Annotated in this window: 20 protein-coding genes and 1 pseudogene; 10 read left to right on the top strand and 11 right to left on the bottom strand. The window is 47.9% G+C overall.

What is annotated here, in order from left to right:
- Positions 1-172: 172 nt before the first annotated feature.
- From RW114_RS14920 to RW114_RS14905, 4 genes are all read left to right on the top strand, one after another.
- Positions 173-481, top strand: a complete 309-nt coding sequence (locus tag RW114_RS14920) for a PilZ domain-containing protein (protein ID WP_340123556.1) — start codon at positions 173-175, stop codon at positions 479-481.
- Positions 482-547: 66 nt separating this feature from the next.
- Positions 548-1,654: a hypothetical protein gene (locus RW114_RS14915; RefSeq protein ID WP_340123555.1), complete on the top strand. Its 1,107-nt coding sequence runs from the start codon at positions 548-550 to the stop codon at positions 1,652-1,654.
- A 236-nt stretch (positions 1,655-1,890) separates the two neighbouring features.
- The gene (locus RW114_RS14910) at positions 1,891-2,079 is read left to right on the top strand and encodes a type II toxin-antitoxin system HicA family toxin (RefSeq protein WP_340123554.1); all 189 of its coding nucleotides are present in this window, start codon (positions 1,891-1,893) and stop codon (positions 2,077-2,079) included.
- 3 nt (positions 2,080-2,082) lie between these two features.
- Positions 2,083-2,295, top strand: coding sequence for a type II toxin-antitoxin system HicB family antitoxin (locus RW114_RS14905; RefSeq protein ID WP_340123553.1), 213 nt, complete (start codon positions 2,083-2,085; stop codon positions 2,293-2,295).
- Positions 2,296-2,441: 146 nt separating this feature from the next.
- On the opposite strand, the gene RW114_RS14900 is transcribed toward RW114_RS14905, so the two are convergent.
- The 4 genes from RW114_RS14900 to RW114_RS14885 form a co-directional block, all read right to left on the bottom strand.
- Entirely contained in the window at positions 2,442-3,080 is a 639-nt protein-coding gene (locus RW114_RS14900; RefSeq protein WP_340123552.1) for a response regulator, read from the bottom strand.
- Between the two features lie 40 nt (positions 3,081-3,120).
- Positions 3,121-4,836, bottom strand: coding sequence for a sensor histidine kinase (locus RW114_RS14895; RefSeq protein WP_340123551.1), 1,716 nt, complete (start codon positions 4,834-4,836; stop codon positions 3,121-3,123).
- Positions 4,837-5,221: 385 nt separating this feature from the next.
- Complete coding sequence (locus tag RW114_RS14890) at positions 5,222-5,497, bottom strand: cytochrome c (protein ID WP_340123550.1); 276 nt, start codon at positions 5,495-5,497, stop codon at positions 5,222-5,224.
- Positions 5,498-5,507: 10 nt separating this feature from the next.
- The gene (locus RW114_RS14885) at positions 5,508-6,713 is read right to left on the bottom strand and encodes a molybdopterin-dependent oxidoreductase (protein WP_340123548.1); all 1,206 of its coding nucleotides are present in this window, start codon (positions 6,711-6,713) and stop codon (positions 5,508-5,510) included.
- 175 nt (positions 6,714-6,888) lie between these two features.
- Here RW114_RS14885 and RW114_RS14880 point away from each other — a divergent pair, with 175 nt between their 5' ends.
- Together RW114_RS14880 and RW114_RS14875 are read left to right on the top strand one after the other, a co-directional pair.
- Positions 6,889-7,506: a nuclear transport factor 2 family protein gene (locus RW114_RS14880; RefSeq protein WP_340123546.1), complete on the top strand. Its 618-nt coding sequence runs from the start codon at positions 6,889-6,891 to the stop codon at positions 7,504-7,506.
- A 60-nt stretch (positions 7,507-7,566) separates the two neighbouring features.
- The gene (locus RW114_RS14875) at positions 7,567-7,956 is read left to right on the top strand and encodes a rhodanese-like domain-containing protein (protein ID WP_340123545.1); all 390 of its coding nucleotides are present in this window, start codon (positions 7,567-7,569) and stop codon (positions 7,954-7,956) included.
- Between the two features lie 233 nt (positions 7,957-8,189).
- Here RW114_RS14875 and RW114_RS14870 read toward each other — a convergent pair whose 3' ends face one another.
- On the bottom strand, positions 8,190-9,074 hold the full coding sequence (locus RW114_RS14870) for a transporter family protein (protein ID WP_340123544.1): 885 nt from the start codon (positions 9,072-9,074) through the stop codon (positions 8,190-8,192).
- A 310-nt stretch (positions 9,075-9,384) separates the two neighbouring features.
- On the opposite strand from RW114_RS14870, the pseudogene tnpA reads away from it, so the two are divergent.
- Positions 9,385-9,686: pseudogene (gene tnpA, locus RW114_RS14865) on the top strand (IS200/IS605 family transposase).
- 324 nt (positions 9,687-10,010) lie between these two features.
- Here the strand turns inward: tnpA and RW114_RS14860 are convergent.
- The 5 genes from RW114_RS14860 to RW114_RS14840 form a co-directional block, all read right to left on the bottom strand.
- Positions 10,011-11,687, bottom strand: coding sequence for an ABC1 kinase family protein (locus RW114_RS14860; RefSeq protein ID WP_340123543.1), 1,677 nt, complete (start codon positions 11,685-11,687; stop codon positions 10,011-10,013).
- A gap of 15 nt (positions 11,688-11,702) precedes the next feature.
- A complete protein-coding gene (locus tag RW114_RS14855) occupies positions 11,703-12,335 on the bottom strand; it encodes a DUF6781 family protein (RefSeq protein WP_340123542.1) in 633 nt (210 codons plus the stop codon).
- Between the two features lie 131 nt (positions 12,336-12,466).
- A complete protein-coding gene (locus RW114_RS14850) occupies positions 12,467-13,444 on the bottom strand; it encodes a hypothetical protein (RefSeq protein ID WP_340123541.1) in 978 nt (325 codons plus the stop codon).
- 40 nt (positions 13,445-13,484) lie between these two features.
- On the bottom strand, positions 13,485-14,750 hold the full coding sequence (gene ahcY / locus RW114_RS14845) for an adenosylhomocysteinase (protein WP_340123540.1): 1,266 nt from the start codon (positions 14,748-14,750) through the stop codon (positions 13,485-13,487).
- Positions 14,751-15,428: a protein-L-isoaspartate(D-aspartate) O-methyltransferase gene (locus RW114_RS14840; protein ID WP_340123539.1), complete on the bottom strand. Its 678-nt coding sequence runs from the start codon at positions 15,426-15,428 to the stop codon at positions 14,751-14,753.
- A 297-nt stretch (positions 15,429-15,725) separates the two neighbouring features.
- Between RW114_RS14840 and RW114_RS14835 the strand changes: the two genes are divergently transcribed.
- The 3 genes from RW114_RS14835 (at position 15,726) to RW114_RS14825 (ending at position 17,707) form a co-directional block, all read left to right on the top strand.
- On the top strand, positions 15,726-16,751 hold the full coding sequence (locus RW114_RS14835) for a zinc-dependent alcohol dehydrogenase family protein (RefSeq protein WP_340123538.1): 1,026 nt from the start codon (positions 15,726-15,728) through the stop codon (positions 16,749-16,751).
- Positions 16,752-17,042: 291 nt separating this feature from the next.
- A complete protein-coding gene (locus tag RW114_RS14830) occupies positions 17,043-17,333 on the top strand; it encodes a DUF5710 domain-containing protein (RefSeq protein WP_340123537.1) in 291 nt (96 codons plus the stop codon).
- Positions 17,334-17,374: 41 nt separating this feature from the next.
- Positions 17,375-17,707, top strand: coding sequence for a DUF167 domain-containing protein (locus RW114_RS14825; RefSeq protein WP_340123536.1), 333 nt, complete (start codon positions 17,375-17,377; stop codon positions 17,705-17,707).
- A gap of 121 nt (positions 17,708-17,828) precedes the next feature.
- Here RW114_RS14825 and RW114_RS14820 read toward each other — a convergent pair whose 3' ends face one another.
- Positions 17,829-18,884, bottom strand: coding sequence for a hypothetical protein (locus RW114_RS14820; RefSeq protein ID WP_340123535.1), 1,056 nt, complete (start codon positions 18,882-18,884; stop codon positions 17,829-17,831).
- Between the last annotated feature and the right edge of the window lie 495 nt (positions 18,885-19,379).

Below are 19,379 nucleotides of genomic sequence, written 5' to 3'. Positions count from 1 at the left end.
TCGACCCAAACCAAACCGTGAGACAGGACAAAAAAGCCTGCCCGCCCACCCTTGACGACAAAACAACAAACACAGCTTTTACGGAATTCGCAACCTTTCTATATCTAAAGATATAGCAAGATATACCTTGCGATGAATGGTTAATTTCCTGCCGAAGGCGGATAATTTTGCCATGGACGGAAATAGCCTTAAATTCAGAGAAAAACGAGCAGCCACGCGCTACCCGGTGGCTTTGTTCGTCGAATTTGAAAATGGCTCGGGATGGACACTGGATGTCAGCACCTCGGGTGCTTTGATCGAAACCCATCAGCCAGTTTTAACGGGTTCATGTGTTGCCTTTTCGGTACAGATATCGAATCAGCATGCTGATGCTACCCGGCTTTACTGCCAGGGAGTGGTGGTCAGAGTGGAGCAGGCAGGGGAGGTCTGGAGGGTTGGGGTTTTTATGGAGGCGGTGAGGTTTTTGGCAGTCTCAATTTAATGAGGTTGGTTATGGGGTGTTTCCCCAATGCTTTTTATGTAGTTTAACAACAATGAGGAAAAGTTTATGAAAACTCGAAATATGATGAATCAAGCGAAGTGGGCACCTGGTGTTCTACTCACAGTAGCCATGACCTTCTTGCTCGCTGGCGCGAATACCGCGAGGGCGGCTGATGTCGACATTACTTTAACGGGAGCACCTTCGACAGCGCAGCAAGGCGAAACAAAGAATTTCACGATTAATGTTTCCGCCAGCGGCAATCTGAATATCAACGAGCATGACAATCCAGGAACCGTGAAAGTTGATACGGCTTATGCGGCTGCTGTTGGTTCGGGCAGCACATCCGGCACTCTCGACGACACTAGCTCATTTAGCGCACCAACAACGGTTGCAGGTGGTTGTTATACACAACAACCTGCAAATACATCATGCAAGAATGCACAGCCTGTAAGCGGCGGTCCCTATGCCATTGCCGCCTCGGTAGCTGTTCCATCGGATTTACCTGTGGGTTTTTACACCATAACGATTGCGGCTTCCGCGACTAAAGGCTTAGGTCTTCCAACATTGATGCCGTCTTTCGAACTTGAAGTCACTGCAGTGAGCGAGGCGCCTACGGTTACCATCAATTCACCAGCTAACGGAAGCTGCCATGTCCTCGGCGCTGCGGTGACGGCGTCGGTGGATGTGGGTTCTGACAGCGCATATAATTTTTCTGCAACTTTGAATGATGATCTGGTTAGTCTAAATGATGACGATTCAGACAATGAGTGGATCGGCGATTTAAAGCTTTTAGACTTGGGTAGCAACACTTTTGCCGCCACAGCAACTAATGCCGGAGGTTCTACAACTGAAACCAGTGATTTCGATGTGAACTATGCCTTCGGCGGTTGGCTACCCCCGATTACGACCGCACGTTTTCAAAACGGTCGGACCTTGCCGATCAAGTTCCGTGTGAACAATACGGATGGCCCGATCGATACTGCAACTCCAGTTGTTAAAATCGACGGCGTGGCAGTTAGCACCGCCCCTCATGTTGAATATGATGCGATCGGTCCTTTTTACCAGTTGGAAGTTAAACTGACAAAGTCGGGCCCAACTGTTGTTTCTGTCGATCTTGGTGATAGCGGCGGCTGCAAAGGTGAGACACGCTCAATCACTATCAATGTTAGATAACTTGTAGAGCTGTAGGGTGGATCAAGCGTAAGGTGGATTCGCCGTAGGCAATCCACCACCATCGGAGCCACCCAAACTGACCCTCGCCCGGACTTTTCCAGGCGAGGGTTTTTTATTCCTGGTTGACTGTCGTAGGCAGGCGGTTTGTTCGGGAACCTCCTCTATTGTCCTCCGCTCTTTTAGCAATAAATTAGACATTATTGGAAACGCTAATGTAACCTGCTATTGTGTTTTGCATGAAAGTAAATGAAATATTAATCATGCTGAAAAAAGATGGCTGGTATCTTGTCTCAACACGAGGGAGTCATCGTCAATTTAAGCATCCAACCAAAAGTGGTCGTGTAACCGTACCTGGAAAACCAAACGATGATTTAGCGGTTGGCACTTTAAATAGTATACTCAAACAAGCAAAACTAAAGGAGTAACCAATGCGTTACGCAATCGTTGTCGAAAAAGCAGCAAATAACTACTCAGCTTATGTTCCTGATTTGCCAGGCTGCATTGCTACTGGCTATACCATAGAGGAAATTGAGCGTGAAATACGCGAAGCAATCGAGTTTCATATCGAAGGACTTATTGAAGATGGTTTGCCTGTACCACAACCAGTAAGTATTGTTGAATATATTGAAATCGCTGCTTAACCCGTAAGGTAGGCTCGCCGTAGGCAATCCACCATCATCGGTACCAACCAAACTAACCCTTGCCCGGACTTTTCCAGGCGAGGGTTTTTTATGCCTGGTTGAATGTCATAACCCGGGTGCTTTTGTGAACCTGGCGGTATCAAAAATCAGACTACCCCTTTTTCCTGAGCATACAGCGTTAAGGCTACGCGGCTTTTAACCTGTAATTTGTCATAAATATTATGCAAATGCACTTTGACGGTGCCTTCGGTGATGTAAAGTTTTTCGGCAATTTGTTTGTTGCTGAGGCCCCCGGCCACCAGCTTGACGAGTTTGAGTTCGCGCGGCGTCAAGATTTGGGTAATGAGTTGCATCTCGGTTTCGCGCTTGAGCATTTTTTCCAGCGCGCGACCAACGGAGTCTTTCTCCAGCCATTCGCCGCCGGCATGGACTTTGTTGATGCACTGGATCAACAGCTGAGGCGCCATTTCTTTTAAGACCACACCACGCACGCCAAGGCGGATGGCTTCCAGCACTTCGTCGTCATCAAGCGCGGCAGTAAGCAATACGACTTTGGTCGGCAATGTTTTTTGTTGCAGTTCGCGCAGTACCTCCAGGCCATTTTTTCGGGGCATTTTAAGATCCAGAATCAGGATATCCGGCTGGTAGTTTATGACGGTTTGCAGCGCTTGTTCGCCATCGCTGCAACTGGCCAGTACGTTGATGTCCGGTTCCATCGAAAACAGTTGTTGCAATCCATTTAATACCAGCGGGTGGTCGTCTACCAGTACCAGGTTAATGGTCATGTGTTGTTCCTGTTCAAATTATACAGTTAAGGCAAGTGAATTAAGCCGGTAGGTTGTGACGGGGGCGTAGCGGTACGGATATTTCGAGACTGGCACCGGCATTGCTCGAATGGATGATAAGCTGCCCGTTTAGCATAATGATTCTTTCCATCAATGTTTTCGGTCCCAGATGTTTGGCCGTTAATCCGGCCAGATCGTATTGCCCCTGAAACGGAAAGCCCCGACCGTTATCTTCGACTGTGATGTTAACCTGATCCGCTTCGATAGCAATGCGCGCCTTTACTTGCGGGGCCTGGGCATGCTTGGCGCTGTTTATCAGGGCTTCTCGTAACAGGTAATGAATATCATCTGCCAGTGATTGCGGCAGGAAGGCATTGACTGGCTTTATGTCAATCTCCACATTCAGTCGCCATTGTTGCCGGATAGTTTCGGCCAGGTTATTCAGGCGTCTTTCCATGAATGATTGCAGGTTGTCAGCGGCCATTGGGAGTGGTTTCAGTTTCTGGATGAAGTGTCGAAGATTGCGCTGTTCTTCAATAATGACGGCCTGAAGTTCAGTCAGCCGTTGCCGCGCCCTTGGCGTGTCTTTTTCAAGTTGGCGTTTAACGGTTTCGAGTTGCAGGGCAATGCCGGTCAGTGTTTGCAGGACGCCATCGTGAAGATCGCGCGCCATTTTGATGCGTTCTTCGGTCGCCGCGTTTTTTTGGAGATGTTGTCGCTGAATGAGCTGATCCATCAGTGTTTTTAATTGCCGGGCAACAAGACCGCTAAGTGTCAGGTCGTCGGAGTTCATTCCGGATTTGTCCAAAAATAGCAGTCGCCCTTGAAATTCTTGCCCATTTAATACCACGACAATAACCTGGCGAATGTGGTAACGCGCAATCAGCTCGACATGCAGCGGCGAGCCGCGCCGATGCCTGAAACCCTTGTTTTCAGGCAGTATCACGCTGGCTGAAGAACCGGCTGCGTTCTGGCAGAGAAAATCGCTGTGCTGAAGATGTTTAGCGACCAGCGGCTCATAAGTATTTGGCGGCATTTGCTGCCACTGGAATGTTTCAGGCGACAGGTAAATGATATGGCGCACGGGTTCTTCCTGTTCCTCCCAAATCATCAGTAAGCGCGGCGCGTTCATTACTCCGGCTGCGTAAGTCAGCGCGTCCTGGATTACGGTCTGTGGCGGACTGGAGGGCTTGATATGGTTTGGCCAGTCATGAAGTTTAGCCAGTTCGGTGCGTACGTGCCTTTCATAGGCGGTCAGATAAACCAGCAGCAAGGCAATGCCGGCCAGATAGACGCTGCGGATGATGAAACGGTTAAGTTCGAAATCTCCGGTATTCTGGATAATTTCCATGAAAAAGCCCATGCCGATAAATAAACACAAAAAGGCCAGCGCCGTCCATAAGGTGCCGTTTTTTTGCCAGCGCAGCGTAGCGCAGAATAGGGTAAAAACGAAATAGGCGAAAAAAGGGCTGTTAATGCCTTCGGTAAAATAAACCAGCGCGGTAAAGATAGCTATGTCGACGATATGAGTGATTAGCCCAATGCTGTTAACGCGTACGGATGGTGCCCAAACCAGAGGGATCAAAAGCAGGGAATAACCCAGATAAGCCCAAAGCATGATATGCGTGGCATCGCTGTATTTGGAAGACTCATAGGGATCCAGCCATAACACCAACAAGGATAAAACTGCCAGTAGGATGCGACCAACTACGATCAGTCGTTCAGTTCGAACACGTGGCGAATAGAATGTTTCCATTTCTTATGAGTAGCAGATGTATCGATCACCTCGGGCTTGTCATGATCAGAATGTTTTATTTTATCTGATCCTGGAGTCAGTGACTGGAAAACTGAAGGGTTATAAACGTCGTTGCTGGTTCCCAATCTCCAGTGGGGGTGAATTTATTCGCACGGTAGGTTTAAAAGCGCGAATAAATTCGCGCCCACAATAAGCACCACCATTATGGTAGCCGGATGGCGTCATGCCCGGAATCTGTCCGGATTGTTTTAGGTGTGTTTGTCATGGCTATTTCCCACTTTGCCAAATGGAAAGTCATGTAGATCGGGTTAAAAGCAGCAAAAATTGGAAGCTGTTTTACAACACTACTACCCCAACATAAGTTGGCAGACACAAAAGTGTACCCTTATTTCCCGTAATTTTGTGCCAGATAATCGATGATGATCTGTTTGTCGGCATCATTGATCGGCGCACCCATACTATTGATCATCTTGCCGACTGTTTTTTCCCAGCCGGCCCGATCCAGAATCGGGGCGTGTTGGATGACATAGTCCAGGCTGTGACACATTGCGCACTGCGCAACGACTTGGTTTTTGCCGGGCCTGTCTTTTAGAAATATCAGGCTTTCCCCGGCCGTTGCTGTGGCCGCAAAAAACGATAACAACAAAATCAGTGTTCGCATCATGTTCTCCTCAGACCAGCTGGATGGTAATTTTCTGCACGGCGTTGTGGTGGTAGCCGGAAGGGTTTAGGATCGGCTCCAATGGTTGGCTGGCGCCGGAGTGGCTGGTGGCTCGCGCGATAATCCGGCATGCTCCGGGACGTTTAGGTTCAAAGACCCAGTGCCATTGGCGCCAGGAAAAGCGCCCGTAATCCTGCTTCAGCGTGGCCTGCTGCCAATTGCTGCCGCCATCCGTGGAAACCTCCACGCGTGCGATGCCATTGCCGCCGTCCCAGGCTACACCGTTGATTTCGATGGACTTGGCGTTGGGCAAGGTCTGTCCGTCTGCCGGACTGGTGATCAATGAATTGACCACTATTTCGGTGATCGGCATAGCCGCCTCGGTTTCCTGTGAGCTGAATTGTCCGCTGGGGAAGCGATCCTTGGGTATGCGGTAAGCGGTCTTCATCCAGAAGCCGTCGAAGGGTTTGGATATGACATTAACCGCAGTCAGATGCTTGATCCAATAGGTGGCGGTCCAGCCGGGAATGATCAGACGGGCGGGAAAGCCGTTCCAGTGCGGCAACGGTTCGCCGTTCATCTCGAAGGCGATCAGGGTATTCTCATCCAGCGCTTTCGCCAGCGGCAGGCTTTTGACAAAGTCCGGCGTTGTTTTATGTACACCGGAATCGGCGCCGGCCAGACTCACTTCCAGCGCGGATGGGTCGATTCCGGCCCCCGCGAGCACCTCTTTCAGGCGAACGCCGCGCCAACGCGCATTGCCCATCGCGCCGGAACCCCACTGTAATCCGGGGACAGGCGGCTCAAACGCCCCCCGGCGATTACCGGAACAGAGACAAAGTGCGGCGATTTCGACTTGTTCGAAATCCTTGCGCAATTGCTCAAGGCTGAGTTCCAACGGCGTGCGAGCCGCATCGCCGCCTATGCGCAGCCGCCATTCGCTGGTTTTTACCTCGGGAATGACCGCGTTATGGTAACGCACGAAGAAACGCTTATTGGGCGTAAACGGCGCATCGAAATAATTGATCGGCGTTTCGTAATTGGGAGGACGGTAAGTTTTTTTGATCAGCGCCTCTTTCCCGGGAAGCGCATCCAGAATCGTTGCTGCCTCCGTACCGATAGCAGCCACCAGGCCTGATCGTTGCAACAAAGCTAAGCCGCCGAGCGCTGCCAGGCTGCCTGCGGACTTCTTGATAAAGTGTCTTCTGTCGACCATAAAATATCTCCTCGGTTGGATGCACAGCTATACTTTGAACGATCAAAATCACGGAAAACCAATGTCGGGCAGCGCCCCGTAATTCGACAACTCTTTGTCGTGTTGTGTTAGATTATACTACCGTATATTTCACATAACTTTTACTTGAATTTGCAGAAAATTCCTGGAGTTTTCAATGGCGACAACTAACGTTTTATTAAAGAGCTTCCCTTGTTATCACACCAAGAAAAACCTGTCTGGATTGACGGGGCTTTTAAGCCTATTGTTTTTGTTAAGCGGCTGTCAGGCGGTATTAAGCCCTGAACAGGTTACTACGGTATTTTGGGAAGCAATGGCAGAAGGCAATATTGACTCCGCCAGAAAATACGCTACCCAGGAGACTCAACATCTTGTGACTAAACAGCAAAATCTGGAAGATGCGACTGTAAAGACCGGGGTGATTTTAATCGACGGTTCCAATGCAACGGTAGCAACGGTCATGACGTTAAAAAAGCCTGAGGACAACAAGGATTTATCTTTTGATACCGTTTTATTAAAAGAAAACGATCGATGGAAAGTCGATTATCAGCGAACGCTCAATAATCTTTCAAACCTGCCTTTCGGAGATGTTTTTAAAAGCCTGCGGGCGATAGGCGAAACCATTAACAAGGGGTTGGAACAGCAAATTCCTTTGTTTGAGAAACAAATCAAATCCTTCAGTGAAGAGTTAATACGGCAATTGGACGAGTTTCGCCGTCAGCTGGAAAAAGCGGCCCCGCCTGAAAAACAGCAGCCTGATTCCAGTACCCTATAAGCGTTTATCTCCGAGTTCTCTAGTGCAGACTTTTATTTTTTTATTAACAGGGTGTTTTTTATGAGATCTAAAACTATAAAGTTATTTCCCCTCATCGCTTTTATTTTCATCGTTACTGGCTGTATGTTTCAAAAGCCAGATTATCTGAAAGCGATAACCGCGACTGAATTAAATCGAATCATGCAAAATAAGGATATATTCCTGGTTGACGTTCACACGCCTGAACAACAGCATATAAAAGGCACGGACCTTTTTATTCCTTACAACGAAATCAATAAATACCAAGACAAGCTTCCCAAAGATAAAAATACAGCTATTTATCTGTATTGCGAGAGTGGCTCTATGGGAAATGCGGCTGCAAAGTCTCTTTATGAATTAGGTTACCCTAACTTAATCAATCTTGAGGGAGGAACAAAGGCTTGGCGAAAGGCCGGTCTTGATTTTGAATAAACAGATGAGTTGTACTGGGACCGTAGGTTGACGACTGCATTCCCCACAGGGATGTGGGGAATGCAGATTTTGCATGGAACAATGACTCAAGAGTACGATACCCCGAGGACCAGCATTTAGGAGCGAGTATAGGGTTAGCCCAGCTAAAATATTGCCGAAAACATCAGGCTTAAACCGCTCGCGATCAAATATTATGAGGCACGCCCTGAAATAATTCCGGGGCGTGCAAGATATTAGTCCACAAACAGAAATTGCAAGCTAAGGTTGGCCGACCATTCCGGGCTTTGATCCGGTCTGACCGGATTATAATAGCCTTCCAGTCGGGTATTGATAGCATTTTTGCCGAGTGTAAATAATTTGCCGACTCCGCCGCCAACCGGCACGGTCCACTGTTGGCTGTTATCGTGATTCCAGTTGGCGATCATATCCATATCGGAAACCATATACCAGCCATCGGACAGGTTGTAATTTACAAAAGGCTGCAGCACCATTTGACTGACCTCATGGCGACTATCATTACCGAATACTGACCAGATTTGTTTGACGTTAAGGCCCAGTGTCCAGGGTTTAGGTTGGGTTACCAACATGACTGCCGGGCCAACGCTGAATTTTCCGCTGCCGAGTTCCCTCGATCTTCGATCCTCCGTATCAGAGAAAAGGGTATCGGTTGGCAAAACGAAAGTAGGGCCGAAACCCCAACTAAAAATACCGGAATTTGCCGGGGTAAAAAGTGATGTGAAATTCGTGTCGCCGAGACCTGATACCCCTGAACCGGGAAACGGTTCAGGCAATTCGGCGATACCATTGACTACACCCGGTGTGCCAATAAAATTCAACGATAACTGGTTAATCATGTTCCAGTTGCCGAGTGAGACAGGGATGATAGGCTGTAAACTGCCGATCGATACGCCGCCATTGTCAGCGCCGCCATGATAGGTATATTTCAATGGTATGCTGTAAATTGGACTCAAAGGGTTTTGGGCTTTGTACACAAAATCTTCGGTTTGATAGCCTGTAGCGCTGACGGTCTCTTCGGCATAAACGCTGTACGTAACTGACGTCAGTAATAAGCTGAAGAAAAATGGCACCTTATTGATGATATTAAATGTTTTTATCATTTTCTCTTCCATTAAAGTAAAACTGTCGGGAACCGGTTTCGAGCTGAAAAATCCGGTTAGGTATCTCTGTGTTAAATTTTAGTTCGCTCCTTGCCAATGGCTTCTTGTTCAATTTGATTGAATAGGTTGCAATCAGCACTTAAATTAGGACGCGGAAAAAGTTTCCATAGCGCCTTACCGAATTTGTTCGGAAACCTATCCTTGGTTACCCAGAAGCGTCAATAAGCTTAAAACTGATAATTAATCATAAGTAAACCAGCGGAATACACCAGAGAGTTTAAAGCATACGAAATGGGAATGTAAGTACCACATAGTCTGGATTCCAAAATATAGAAAGAAAAGCTTTTATAAAGGCTTAAGGCAATATCTGGGGGAAATGCTAAAAGATTTGGCATCACAAAAGGAATGTAAGATATTGGAAGGGCATTTAATGTCAGACCATGTTCACATGCTTATCTCGATTCCACCCAAATGCTCAGTATCACAGGTCAGAATTTCTGGGCAAGAGGGTATTACGTTTCAACAGTTGGCAGGGATGAGGCTACGGTGCGCAATTACATTAAGCATCAAGAAGAAGAGGACAAGCGAATAGAGCAACTCGACTTATTTTGAGGCACCGTCACCTTTAGGTGGCGCATAAATTAACCCGCTTTGAGCGGTTCACATTTTCAAGCCTCCGGCTTTGCTGGAGGTTTTTGACTATAAACATTTTCATCAGAATGCTTTATTTCATCTGATCATGGAGTCAGTGACTGGAAAACTAAAGGCTTACAAACGTCGTTGCTGGTTCCCAATCTCCAGTGGGGATGAATTTATTCGCACGGTAGGTTTAAAAGCGCGAATAAATTCACGCCCACAATAAGCACCACCAGCATGGTAGCCGGATGGCGTCATGCCCGGAATCTGTCCGGATTGTTCTCGGTGTATTTGTCATGGTTATTTCCCGCTTTGCCAAATGGAAAGCAGTAACCAGATACCTCCCATAGTGGCAAATGCGTATCCCAGAAGCCCGAATGCAGGTAAGCCGAATATTTCCGGCCCGCCTTTTACGGTCATGATAATGGAAGAACCGATAATGACGGCTGCGGTCACTATGCCCATGGTTAACCGGCTAATGGCATTATCAATATGATTGACATACTGATCGAGACGCCTGACGGTAATATCGACCTGAATGGCGCCTTTTCTGGTTGCGCGCAACAGTTTGCGCAAGTCTTTTGGCAGGCTTGTTAAAAGATCGGTGACGCTGATCAGGTTGCGCCATCCCCGTCTGGCGATAGCCTCTGGTCTGTAGCGCTCCATCATGAGTCTCTGTATATAGGGAGCGGCAAAAAAAAGCGTATTAAATTCCGGATTAAGGTGTCTGCCGAGACCATCCAGGGTTATATAAGTTTTGACTAACAAGGCGAGATCAGCAGGCAATATCAGTTTATGATCCATTAATATTGCCATCAGATCGCTCATCATCACGGTAAGGCTTAAATCCTTTAGCGCCAGCGAGCTATATTGATCGACAAAGGCTTCAATCTCTATGGTAAGTGCTTGTTCATCGGTATAAATATTATCTGACCAGTCTTCAAGTATCTCGGCCACTTTGGTTGGAAGGTGGTTGGTCATGCCATACAACAGGCTGATAACCTGCTCTCTGCGCTCTTCAGTTAAGCGCCCGACCATGCCGAAATCGATAAATGCCAGTTTGTTATCCTCCAGATAAAACACGTTGCCGGCATGCGGGTCGGCATGAAAAAAACCGTCCTCCATGATCATCTTCATGACGGCCTGAGTGCCTCGATCAGCCAGTAGTTTTCTATCCAGTCCAGCTTTGTCCATAGCCGCAAGATCCCTGCCTTGAATGCCTTGAATATACTCCTGCACATTGAGTCGTTCACAGGTCCATTGCCAATAGACGTTAGGAATTTTGATATTGATATCGTCGGCCAAATTGGCGGCTATCCGTTCTGCATTTCTACATTCGGCGGCGAGATCAAGTTCCCGGCGCAATGATTGGTTAAACTGACGAAGGACTTCTTTCGGGTGAAACCGGCGAATCTCCGGTGATTCAGATTCGGCAATATCAACAATACGCTGCAAAAGGCGTAAATCGGCTTCAATGATTTTGCGCAGGCCGGGCCTGCGAATTTTTAAAATGACAAGCGTTCCGTCCTTGAGCGTAGCCTTATGAACCTGGGCAATTGAAGCCGCTGCAAGAGCTTGTCTTTCGACGTCTGAAAAAAACTCATCAATACTGCCGCCAAGATCTTCTTCAAGTTGGGGTAGCAACTCTTCAAAGGGCATGGGAGGCGCCTGATCCTGAAGTTTTTCAAATTCGGCAATATATTGAGGCGAGAATAAATCAACACGTGTCGCAAGAATTTGTCCCAATTTAATGAAGGTAGGCCCCAGATCTTCCAGTACACGACGTATGCGTTGCGGCGTGTCGAGATTCACATACTCGTCCACATGCTGCCAATGCAGCACCCTGCCCGCGCGTTCCAATGCCTTGCCCATGCCCAAGCCGCGAACAAAGCTGCCGAATCCGTAACGGATTAATACCGATGCAATATCATGAACTCTGCCCAGATCCCTGGCTGCATTTAACATTTCCCATAACATGTTGCGCTGCGAAGCTTATTTTTTGGAATGAGACGGCTGCAGGCTTTCAGCAATACCCAATAAAATACCGCTGGCTATCTGTGCTAAAGTGGAAGTTGTGGCAACCGTACTTGAAATAATGATGTCCTTGCTTATCCTCGGCAAGTCTTTCAGCGCTTCCAAGGCAATTAAAGTTTGTTCGCCAACTGCCGTTCCGCTTTGCCGCGAATGGGCAATAAAATCATTTACAATATCGGCAACGACCTGATTACTGCCTTTGGCGACTTTCTCCAGGGTATCGAGAAACACCCCTTCCCTATCCTGTAAATCATTGATCGCATCATTAAAATCATGTTCAGAATATTCGGCAACCTTGGAAGCCGCCTCTTCAATAGCCAATGTTGACGCTTCTGCCGCAATCGCCAAAGCATCATCCAATGCTGTAGCTGCCTGCATAAAAACCTCTTTGCTATGTTCACCATGACTAGTCATGCCCTCATTAATGCCATTAATGACCGTTTCAGTAACACTTTTGATGTTTTCCATGTCCAATTGACGTGCTGTCAGCGCTTTTAAGGTAATCTCCTTGATTAGTTGATGAACATCAGTCCCCGACTTAACCGCTGCCCGGACTGCACCTTTGACATTTTGTCGGTCTATTTCAGTCATAATTGTTCTCCAGATCAATAAAAAAGAAATTAGCGCATCCATCGCTATCAATACACCCTCCGACATGCTCAGAACAGGCTTCATACTTTAGCCGTATTCTACAAACCTAAACTTATTGCTTGCCATCAAGGTCACATGCTCTCAGAACCATTCAATACATCCGATTCACCACTCAGCCTGATGCATTTTTTCCTGGCCGAAGCGGGTGCATAGACAAAATCATTGTAGGGTGATTTGTCTTTATCAGCCATCATTAAGTTATGTCTTTCTATCATCCAGTGTCGGTGAAAATAGTCTAAAAAAAGATCCGGCATGTTCCACTGTTCCGATTCGAAAAAATAACGGTTATCGTCTTTAAGATCAGACTGCCAATGCAAATAGGGCATTCTTCCTATCGGCTCGGACAGGTAAAAGCTGTTAAAAACCTCCAGGACTTTTGATTTTTTGCGCAGAATAATAAACAACGGCGTACTGGGCAAGTGCTCGTAATCGTAGACAAAAACGCCCAGCGTCCCCTCGTCCTTTTCATTGATTCGCCCGGCTATATCTTCGAGTGATGACAAAAACAAACGGTTATATTGCCTGAACTCCTCAGCGCCGAAGCCTATTATTTCCTTAGCATGGTGCTCTGAAGTCGGGCCATCCTTTAGAATAAGCATCCTGAAATGAACGCCTTTTTTAATGGCGAGTTCAAATTCCCGGCAATAATGCCTATAGCGGGGATCAAAGGTAATCATCCAGTACACATAATCGCCGGGATACAGACCGTGCATGATCTCGGAAAAATCCAATTCTTTCTCGGTTATCCCTAAAAAACCTCGTTTCTTGGCATTGATCACCGTCTCATCGATGTACTTGGACAGTACGCTGTGAAATATCTTCTCGGTTTCTCTACGTTCTTCAGTAGCGATTATCCAGTGATGAAAAAAACCCACTGAAATCACCACCGATGTGAACAAGCCGAACTCGGAGATAATCTTTACCAGCCAGACATATTCTTTATCGCCAAGGTCTACGGCCAGGACGCCAAAAATCTTGTAAATGGTAAATCCGCCAAAAATAAGCACCAGCGCGAATAGCCATTTCAGGACATTAAGATTTGACGACATAGCTAGTGCTCCTGCCCGTGTTAGAGGGCGATAAGATGTTTCATGTGCCTTCTTTCCATGATGACAGATACGCCTGCTGTTCCGGGCTTAAGCTGTCGATACTGAGACCCATTGCCGCCAGTTTCATCACCGCGACCTGCTGGTCAATATTGCTCGGCACCGGGTGCACGCTGTTTTCAAGATCAACGCCCTGCTCCCATAAATAGGCAACGCTCAAGGCCTGATTGGCAAAACTCATATCCATAACGGTTGCCGGATGGCCTTCTGCGGCAGCCAGATTGACCAGCCGTCCTTCGGCCAGCAGCCTGATAGTGCGCCCGTCTTCAAGCTGATAGGCGTCAACGTTGCTACGCGGCCGGTGTTTTTTTACCGCCATATTCTCCAGCGCCGGGATGTTGATTTCAACATTAAAATGACCGGAATTGGCAATCACGCAGCCGTCTTTGATCACTTCAAAATGCGCTTGATCCAGCACATGCTTGTCGCCGGTTGCGGTAATAATAAAATTCGAAATAGCGGCCGCCTCAAGCATAGGCATGACCCTAAAGCCATCCATTGCAGCTTCCAGCGCCCTAAGCGGATCGACTTCGGTGATGATGACTTGTGCGCCGTGGCCTTTGGCGCGCATCGCAATGCCGCGTCCGCACCAGCCGTAACCTGCAACCGTGAAGATTTTACCGGCCAGCAGGATATTGGTGGCGCGTATAATGCCGTCCAGCGTGCTTTGACCGGTGCCGTAACGGTTATCAAACAGGTGTTTGGTCAGCGCATCGTTGACCGCAATCACCGGAAATTTAAGCGCACCATCTGCCGCCATGGCACGCAAACGAATGACGCCGGTGGTGGTTTCTTCGGTGCCGCCGATAACCCCGGCCAATAAATCGCTGCGATTTTTATGCAATTCACTGACCAGATCGGCGCCGTCATCCATAGTCAATTGCGGACGGTGTTCCAGCGCTTGGGCTATATGCCGGTAATAAGTACTGTCGTCTTCGCCGCGAATCGCAAAGGTGGGAATCTGATAATGCTGCACCAGCGCGGCAGCGACATCGTCCTGAGTGCTCAGCGGATTGCTGGCGCATAACACCAGATCCGCACCGCCTGCTTTCAGGGTGCGGGCCAGGTTGGCGGTTTCCGTAGTGATATGCAGGCAGCCGCTGATCCGCGCGCCCTCCAGCGGCCGTTCTTTGGCAAAACGATCATGAATGGCGCTCAATACCGGCATTTCTGTCAGCGCCCATTCAATGCGTTCGCGTCCCTGATCGGCCAGCGATATATCTTTTAAGTCATGCCGGTTATTGGTCATTCAGCCCCCAAAATCTTTTGTTTTTGCGTCGCCAGCGACCAGCGGTACAAAACTGACGCCAAGAATATTCTTAATCTCGATTTCGCCATTGGCCTTTTTTTTTACAACCATCAGTTCCTGATAGCTGTAGGGCAAACCCACCGGTATGACCAGCCGAGCGCCAACACGCAGCTGATCAATCAGCGGCTGGGGAATATAGGCTGCGGCGGCAGTGACGATGATGCCGTCATAGGGCGCATGTTCAGGCCAGCCGCAGTGGCCGTCGCCGGTGCGTACCGTGACATTGTTGTAGCCCAGTTTTTTAAGCCGCCGTCGCGCTTGGATGGACAGTTCTTCCCGTATTTCAAGCGAATAAACCTGTTTGACTAATTTTGCAAGAATGGCCGCCTGATAGCCGGAACCGGTGCCTATTTCCAGAATGGTATCGGTGGATTTGGTATCCAGTAAATCGCTCATCAAGGCAACGATATAAGGCTGAGAGATGGTCTGCCCGTAACCGATAGGTGCAGGACCGTCTTCGTAGGCAAGAAAACGAAAATCCGCCGGTAAAAATTCATCCCGCGGTACTTGTTTGATGGCAGCCATGACCCTGTGATCCAAGACATCCTTGCCGATCAGATGGCGGGTCAGGTTAACTTCCATTTCAATATCGCTCAACATGTGTTGCAGATCGTTCATTGATTATGCTCCGAGGAGTGTTTTTTTTGCGTTCTCACGGCTGGGTGAAATGCTCTATTTAGGAATCAACCTAAGGCCACGACATGGATGAATGGTTTTCTCCGGGAATACAAATCATGATTCCAACATAACTGCGGCGAAGTTTCAATTGGGGACATTACTGATAGCCTTATGCAAAAAGCCGGTACATATTAGAAAAATGGAGTGCAGGCTTTGCCTGACATTTCGCAGGCGAAGCATTAAAACCAGGCTCCAGACTGAACGATGACATAAGCCAATCAAATGAGGATGAAACTAATGAAAGCCATGGTATTGCAAGCGCTCTGTGACCTTAAGGAAAACCCGGTGCCGCTTGCATTGATGGAACTCCCCGTTCCTATCCCTCGTGCACAGGAAATCCTGCTGAAAGTTTCTGCTTGCGGAGTTTGCCATACCGAACTGGATGAAATTGAAGGACGCACCCCGCCGCCACGATTACCGATAATCCCTGGGCATCAAGTAGTCGGACGTATTGAAACCGCCGGCAGCAAGGTGAGCTCCCTTAAAATAGGCGACCGGGTTGGCGTTGCCTGGATTTTCTCGGCTTGCGGCACCTGTAAATTTTGCCTGTCAGGCGAGGAAAACCTGTGTCCGGCTTTCGCGGCGACAGGTCGCGATGCCAATGGCGGCTATGCCGAATATATGACTGTTGCGGAAGATTTCGCCTATGCCATTCCAGAGATCTTTGCTGACGAGCAGGCCGCTCCTTTGCTTTGCGCCGGTGCCATCGGCTACCGGTCATTACGCCTGACAGGCCTGAAAGATGGACAACGGTTGGGACTGACCGGCTTTGGCGCATCGGCATATCTGGTGTTAAAAATGGTGCAGTACCGTTATCCGAATAGCGAAGTTTATGTTTTTGCCCGAAGCAGCAAGGAAAGAGCGTTTGCCAAAGAACTGGGCGCAGTGTGGACCGGAGATACCACTGAGCGAGCGCCCCATAAGCTGGATTGCATCATCGATACCACCCCGGCATGGCAACCGATCGTGGAAGCATTAGCAAACCTGGAATCGGGCGCCAGACTGGTGATTAATGCGATTCGCAAGGAAGGCGACAAGCGCATCCTGTTGAATCTGGATTATCCACTGCACCTCTGGCAAGAAAAAGAGCTAAAGAGCGTCGCCAACATCACCCGGAGTGATGTAAAGGAGTTCTTAAGTCTGGCGGCTAAAATGAATCTCCAGCCAGAGATTCAGGTATTCGCATTGGAACAGGCAAATGAAGCGTTGATTGAACTCAAGACCGGAAAGATTCGCGGCGCCAAGGTGCTGAAAATGGCTTAATGTCTTCAAAAAAGTACTTAGAACGAGCTGAACGTAGCGTTTAATGGTAGCCGTAGCCTTATAGATCGGGTTACGCTATGCTGACTATGGACCGGGAATATCCTTATTATTTATTGGGAAATAGTTAACGCTGCTTGACGATCCAGTTTTAAGGACTGGTATTTAGCATGTCCGAAGTATTCGCTTTTCCGGCACAATCAATGCGGCCTTAATTATCTGATTCTGTTACGTAGGCAATGATTTATAATGCTGCAATTCACCCAATCAAACCCGGACCACTATTTTTACAAAATGGCAGACTCGAAAATTTATCTGAATGTACCTTTTGCTCAAAAGGATGAGGCTAAAGCGCTCGGTGCGAGGTGGGATGCTGTACAAAAAAAATGGCACGCTCCAGCCAATAAGGACATTGCGCTCTTTGCCAAGTGGCAAACCGAAGCCGGTGCTGTAACATCGCCAAGATCGAAGACTTCAGCCTCCAAAATCAGTTCCTCGTCCAAGAAGACCACCACCGGGGTCAAAACCCATGCGCAGGATAAGGACTTTGTCGCCTATAACGGCGACGTGCCTCCTTGGGATTAGTGAAGCGTGGGAACGAGGGTAATCACATACACGGAGACAAAATGACGCACAAAAGATTGGCCATGAGTTCCTTCTGTACCTGGGACAATGACACGTTAGTGCTTAATATTCTTGGCAAACCTAGCGCAAAACAGGATGCCATTGGTAAGGCTAAAGGCAATCAGCTCAAGATTAGTGTCACTGCCTCACCTGTAGCGGGTAGAGCAACCGATTATATGGTTCGATTCCTGGCAAAAGAATTTGGCGTGACCATCAATGATATTGAAGTTGTGTTTGGCCGATTTAATGTCAATAAACAACTGCGTATTAAATCACCCAAGAATCTACCATCCGTCGTCAGCAAACAGTTATCCCAGGAAGTAAAAAATCCTTAACCATGCTGTCAACCGGGCGAATCAACGCTTCCCTGCCCGGTTGCCTCAAACGTTGCCGTTCAAAAAAAACAGCCAATTCTCTCGGTTTAGCTGCCATTGATAATACCGCATCCGCTATTGTTTAACCTTCGCTGGCAACGGCTGCCGCCTTGCGCTTCAAGTCTTTGTTGAGCCTCTGTAGGCGTTTGATCATTTCTTTTTTCATTTGCTCGCGGCCTATCGAATGTTTCAGACTGCTACCCATTCCCGCTACTTGATCAGTAGAGCTACGAGTTGAGTAAAACACCAGCGTGCCCTCTTTATAGGGCATGCCACCTGCAACCACATGACTGGAATTGTAGGAGTGTCCGACATAAAACTGTCGAGAAACAATAATGCCACCCATCTCGCTGGTAACCATTATGCGGTGATTGAGGATAGCGGTAGGCCGGTCTTCGACATTGCGATTCAACCACAGAAACTGTTCGCTAGTATTTGCCGGTAATGCCGCTGGATAATGAAGCCAGGCTTGTTGTAACTCTGGAAAATAGCGTGCCCAAGCTTTGCTATTGACCGCCTCGTTGCGCAGTTCCGCTGCCGGGTCAGCATTGCCCTTCTCGCGGCTATAAGCGGCAATACCAGACAAGCCGCTTTTCCGATAAGCTTGTAAGCGTTGCAACAGAAATTCCCGGTATTTTTGGTTGGCGGTTTTTAACAAGGTTGCCTTATCGGCATCTTCCAGGCTGGCTTGCAAACTTTTCAGGCTGTCGAGTTCTGGTTTCGATAGGTTGAATTCATCGCCTGGCTCGGCATCAAGAAATGCCTTGGCTTCATCGAACTGCTTATTGGTAAAAGAAAATTGCTTAAAGCTATTTATGTCGGCGTTATTGGCAATCGGACCGGAGGCAATGATGTCGTTTTCTGTAGTAGAGAGATTGCCGCGTTTAATATAATCGACGATTTTTGGCAAAGCTACCGGCAGTATCATAGCCACACCGATAGCAAGCTCTTTCTGGCTGGTTTCGCTGACATCATAAGCAACAATTTCGCCGCGTTCGAGTTGAGCTGTTTGTTCTGAATCAATGCCGAAGTCTTGCAGAACCTGTTGCGAGGTGGGCGCTTGCTGGGCGAAAACGGCCTGACCGCATAGTACGCCGGTCAGTAACATAAGTTGGATGGATATTTTGTTGTATAGCATAAAATTTCCTGTGCAAATTTTAAGATTTTTTACCTTTTCTTAGTTCAGCTTGCCTGCAATTATTTCTATCTGACCAGTCAATGAAGGCCTGACTTAGCAATATTCTGACAACATCTCCTTGTAGCGACAAATATAATGAGCGCTTTTTGCCATAAGATCAAAAGAACCGATTTACCTACTGCCAACTGAACTGAGCACAGCGATATTTTAAGACGGCGGGCGAAAGTAACATTCCACAGTTATCCGATTTGATTCGGGCTGCGACTCCTGTAGGTAATGAGAAGTTACCTACTATTTAATACTCGATGTTCAAGTTTTTAAATTTTTTGCAGCCTGATTCTTGGAAAATTATCCAGCAGCACGGTACTGTAGCGAAACCGTCGGCCCTAAACGCCCCAAATCCCTCCCAACCATATGTTTTCCAGAAGGCATTAACTGAAAAACCTCATCAATAAGTCCAGCCAATTCTTTGAGCTTAGCCGCAGGATTCTTATC

The sequence above is a fragment of the Methylobacter svalbardensis genome, from assembly GCF_037671525.1.
Classification (GTDB): Bacteria; Pseudomonadota; Gammaproteobacteria; order Methylococcales; family Methylomonadaceae; genus Methylobacter_A; species Methylobacter_A svalbardensis.
This window is presented reverse-complemented; position numbering and strand designations above follow the sequence as displayed.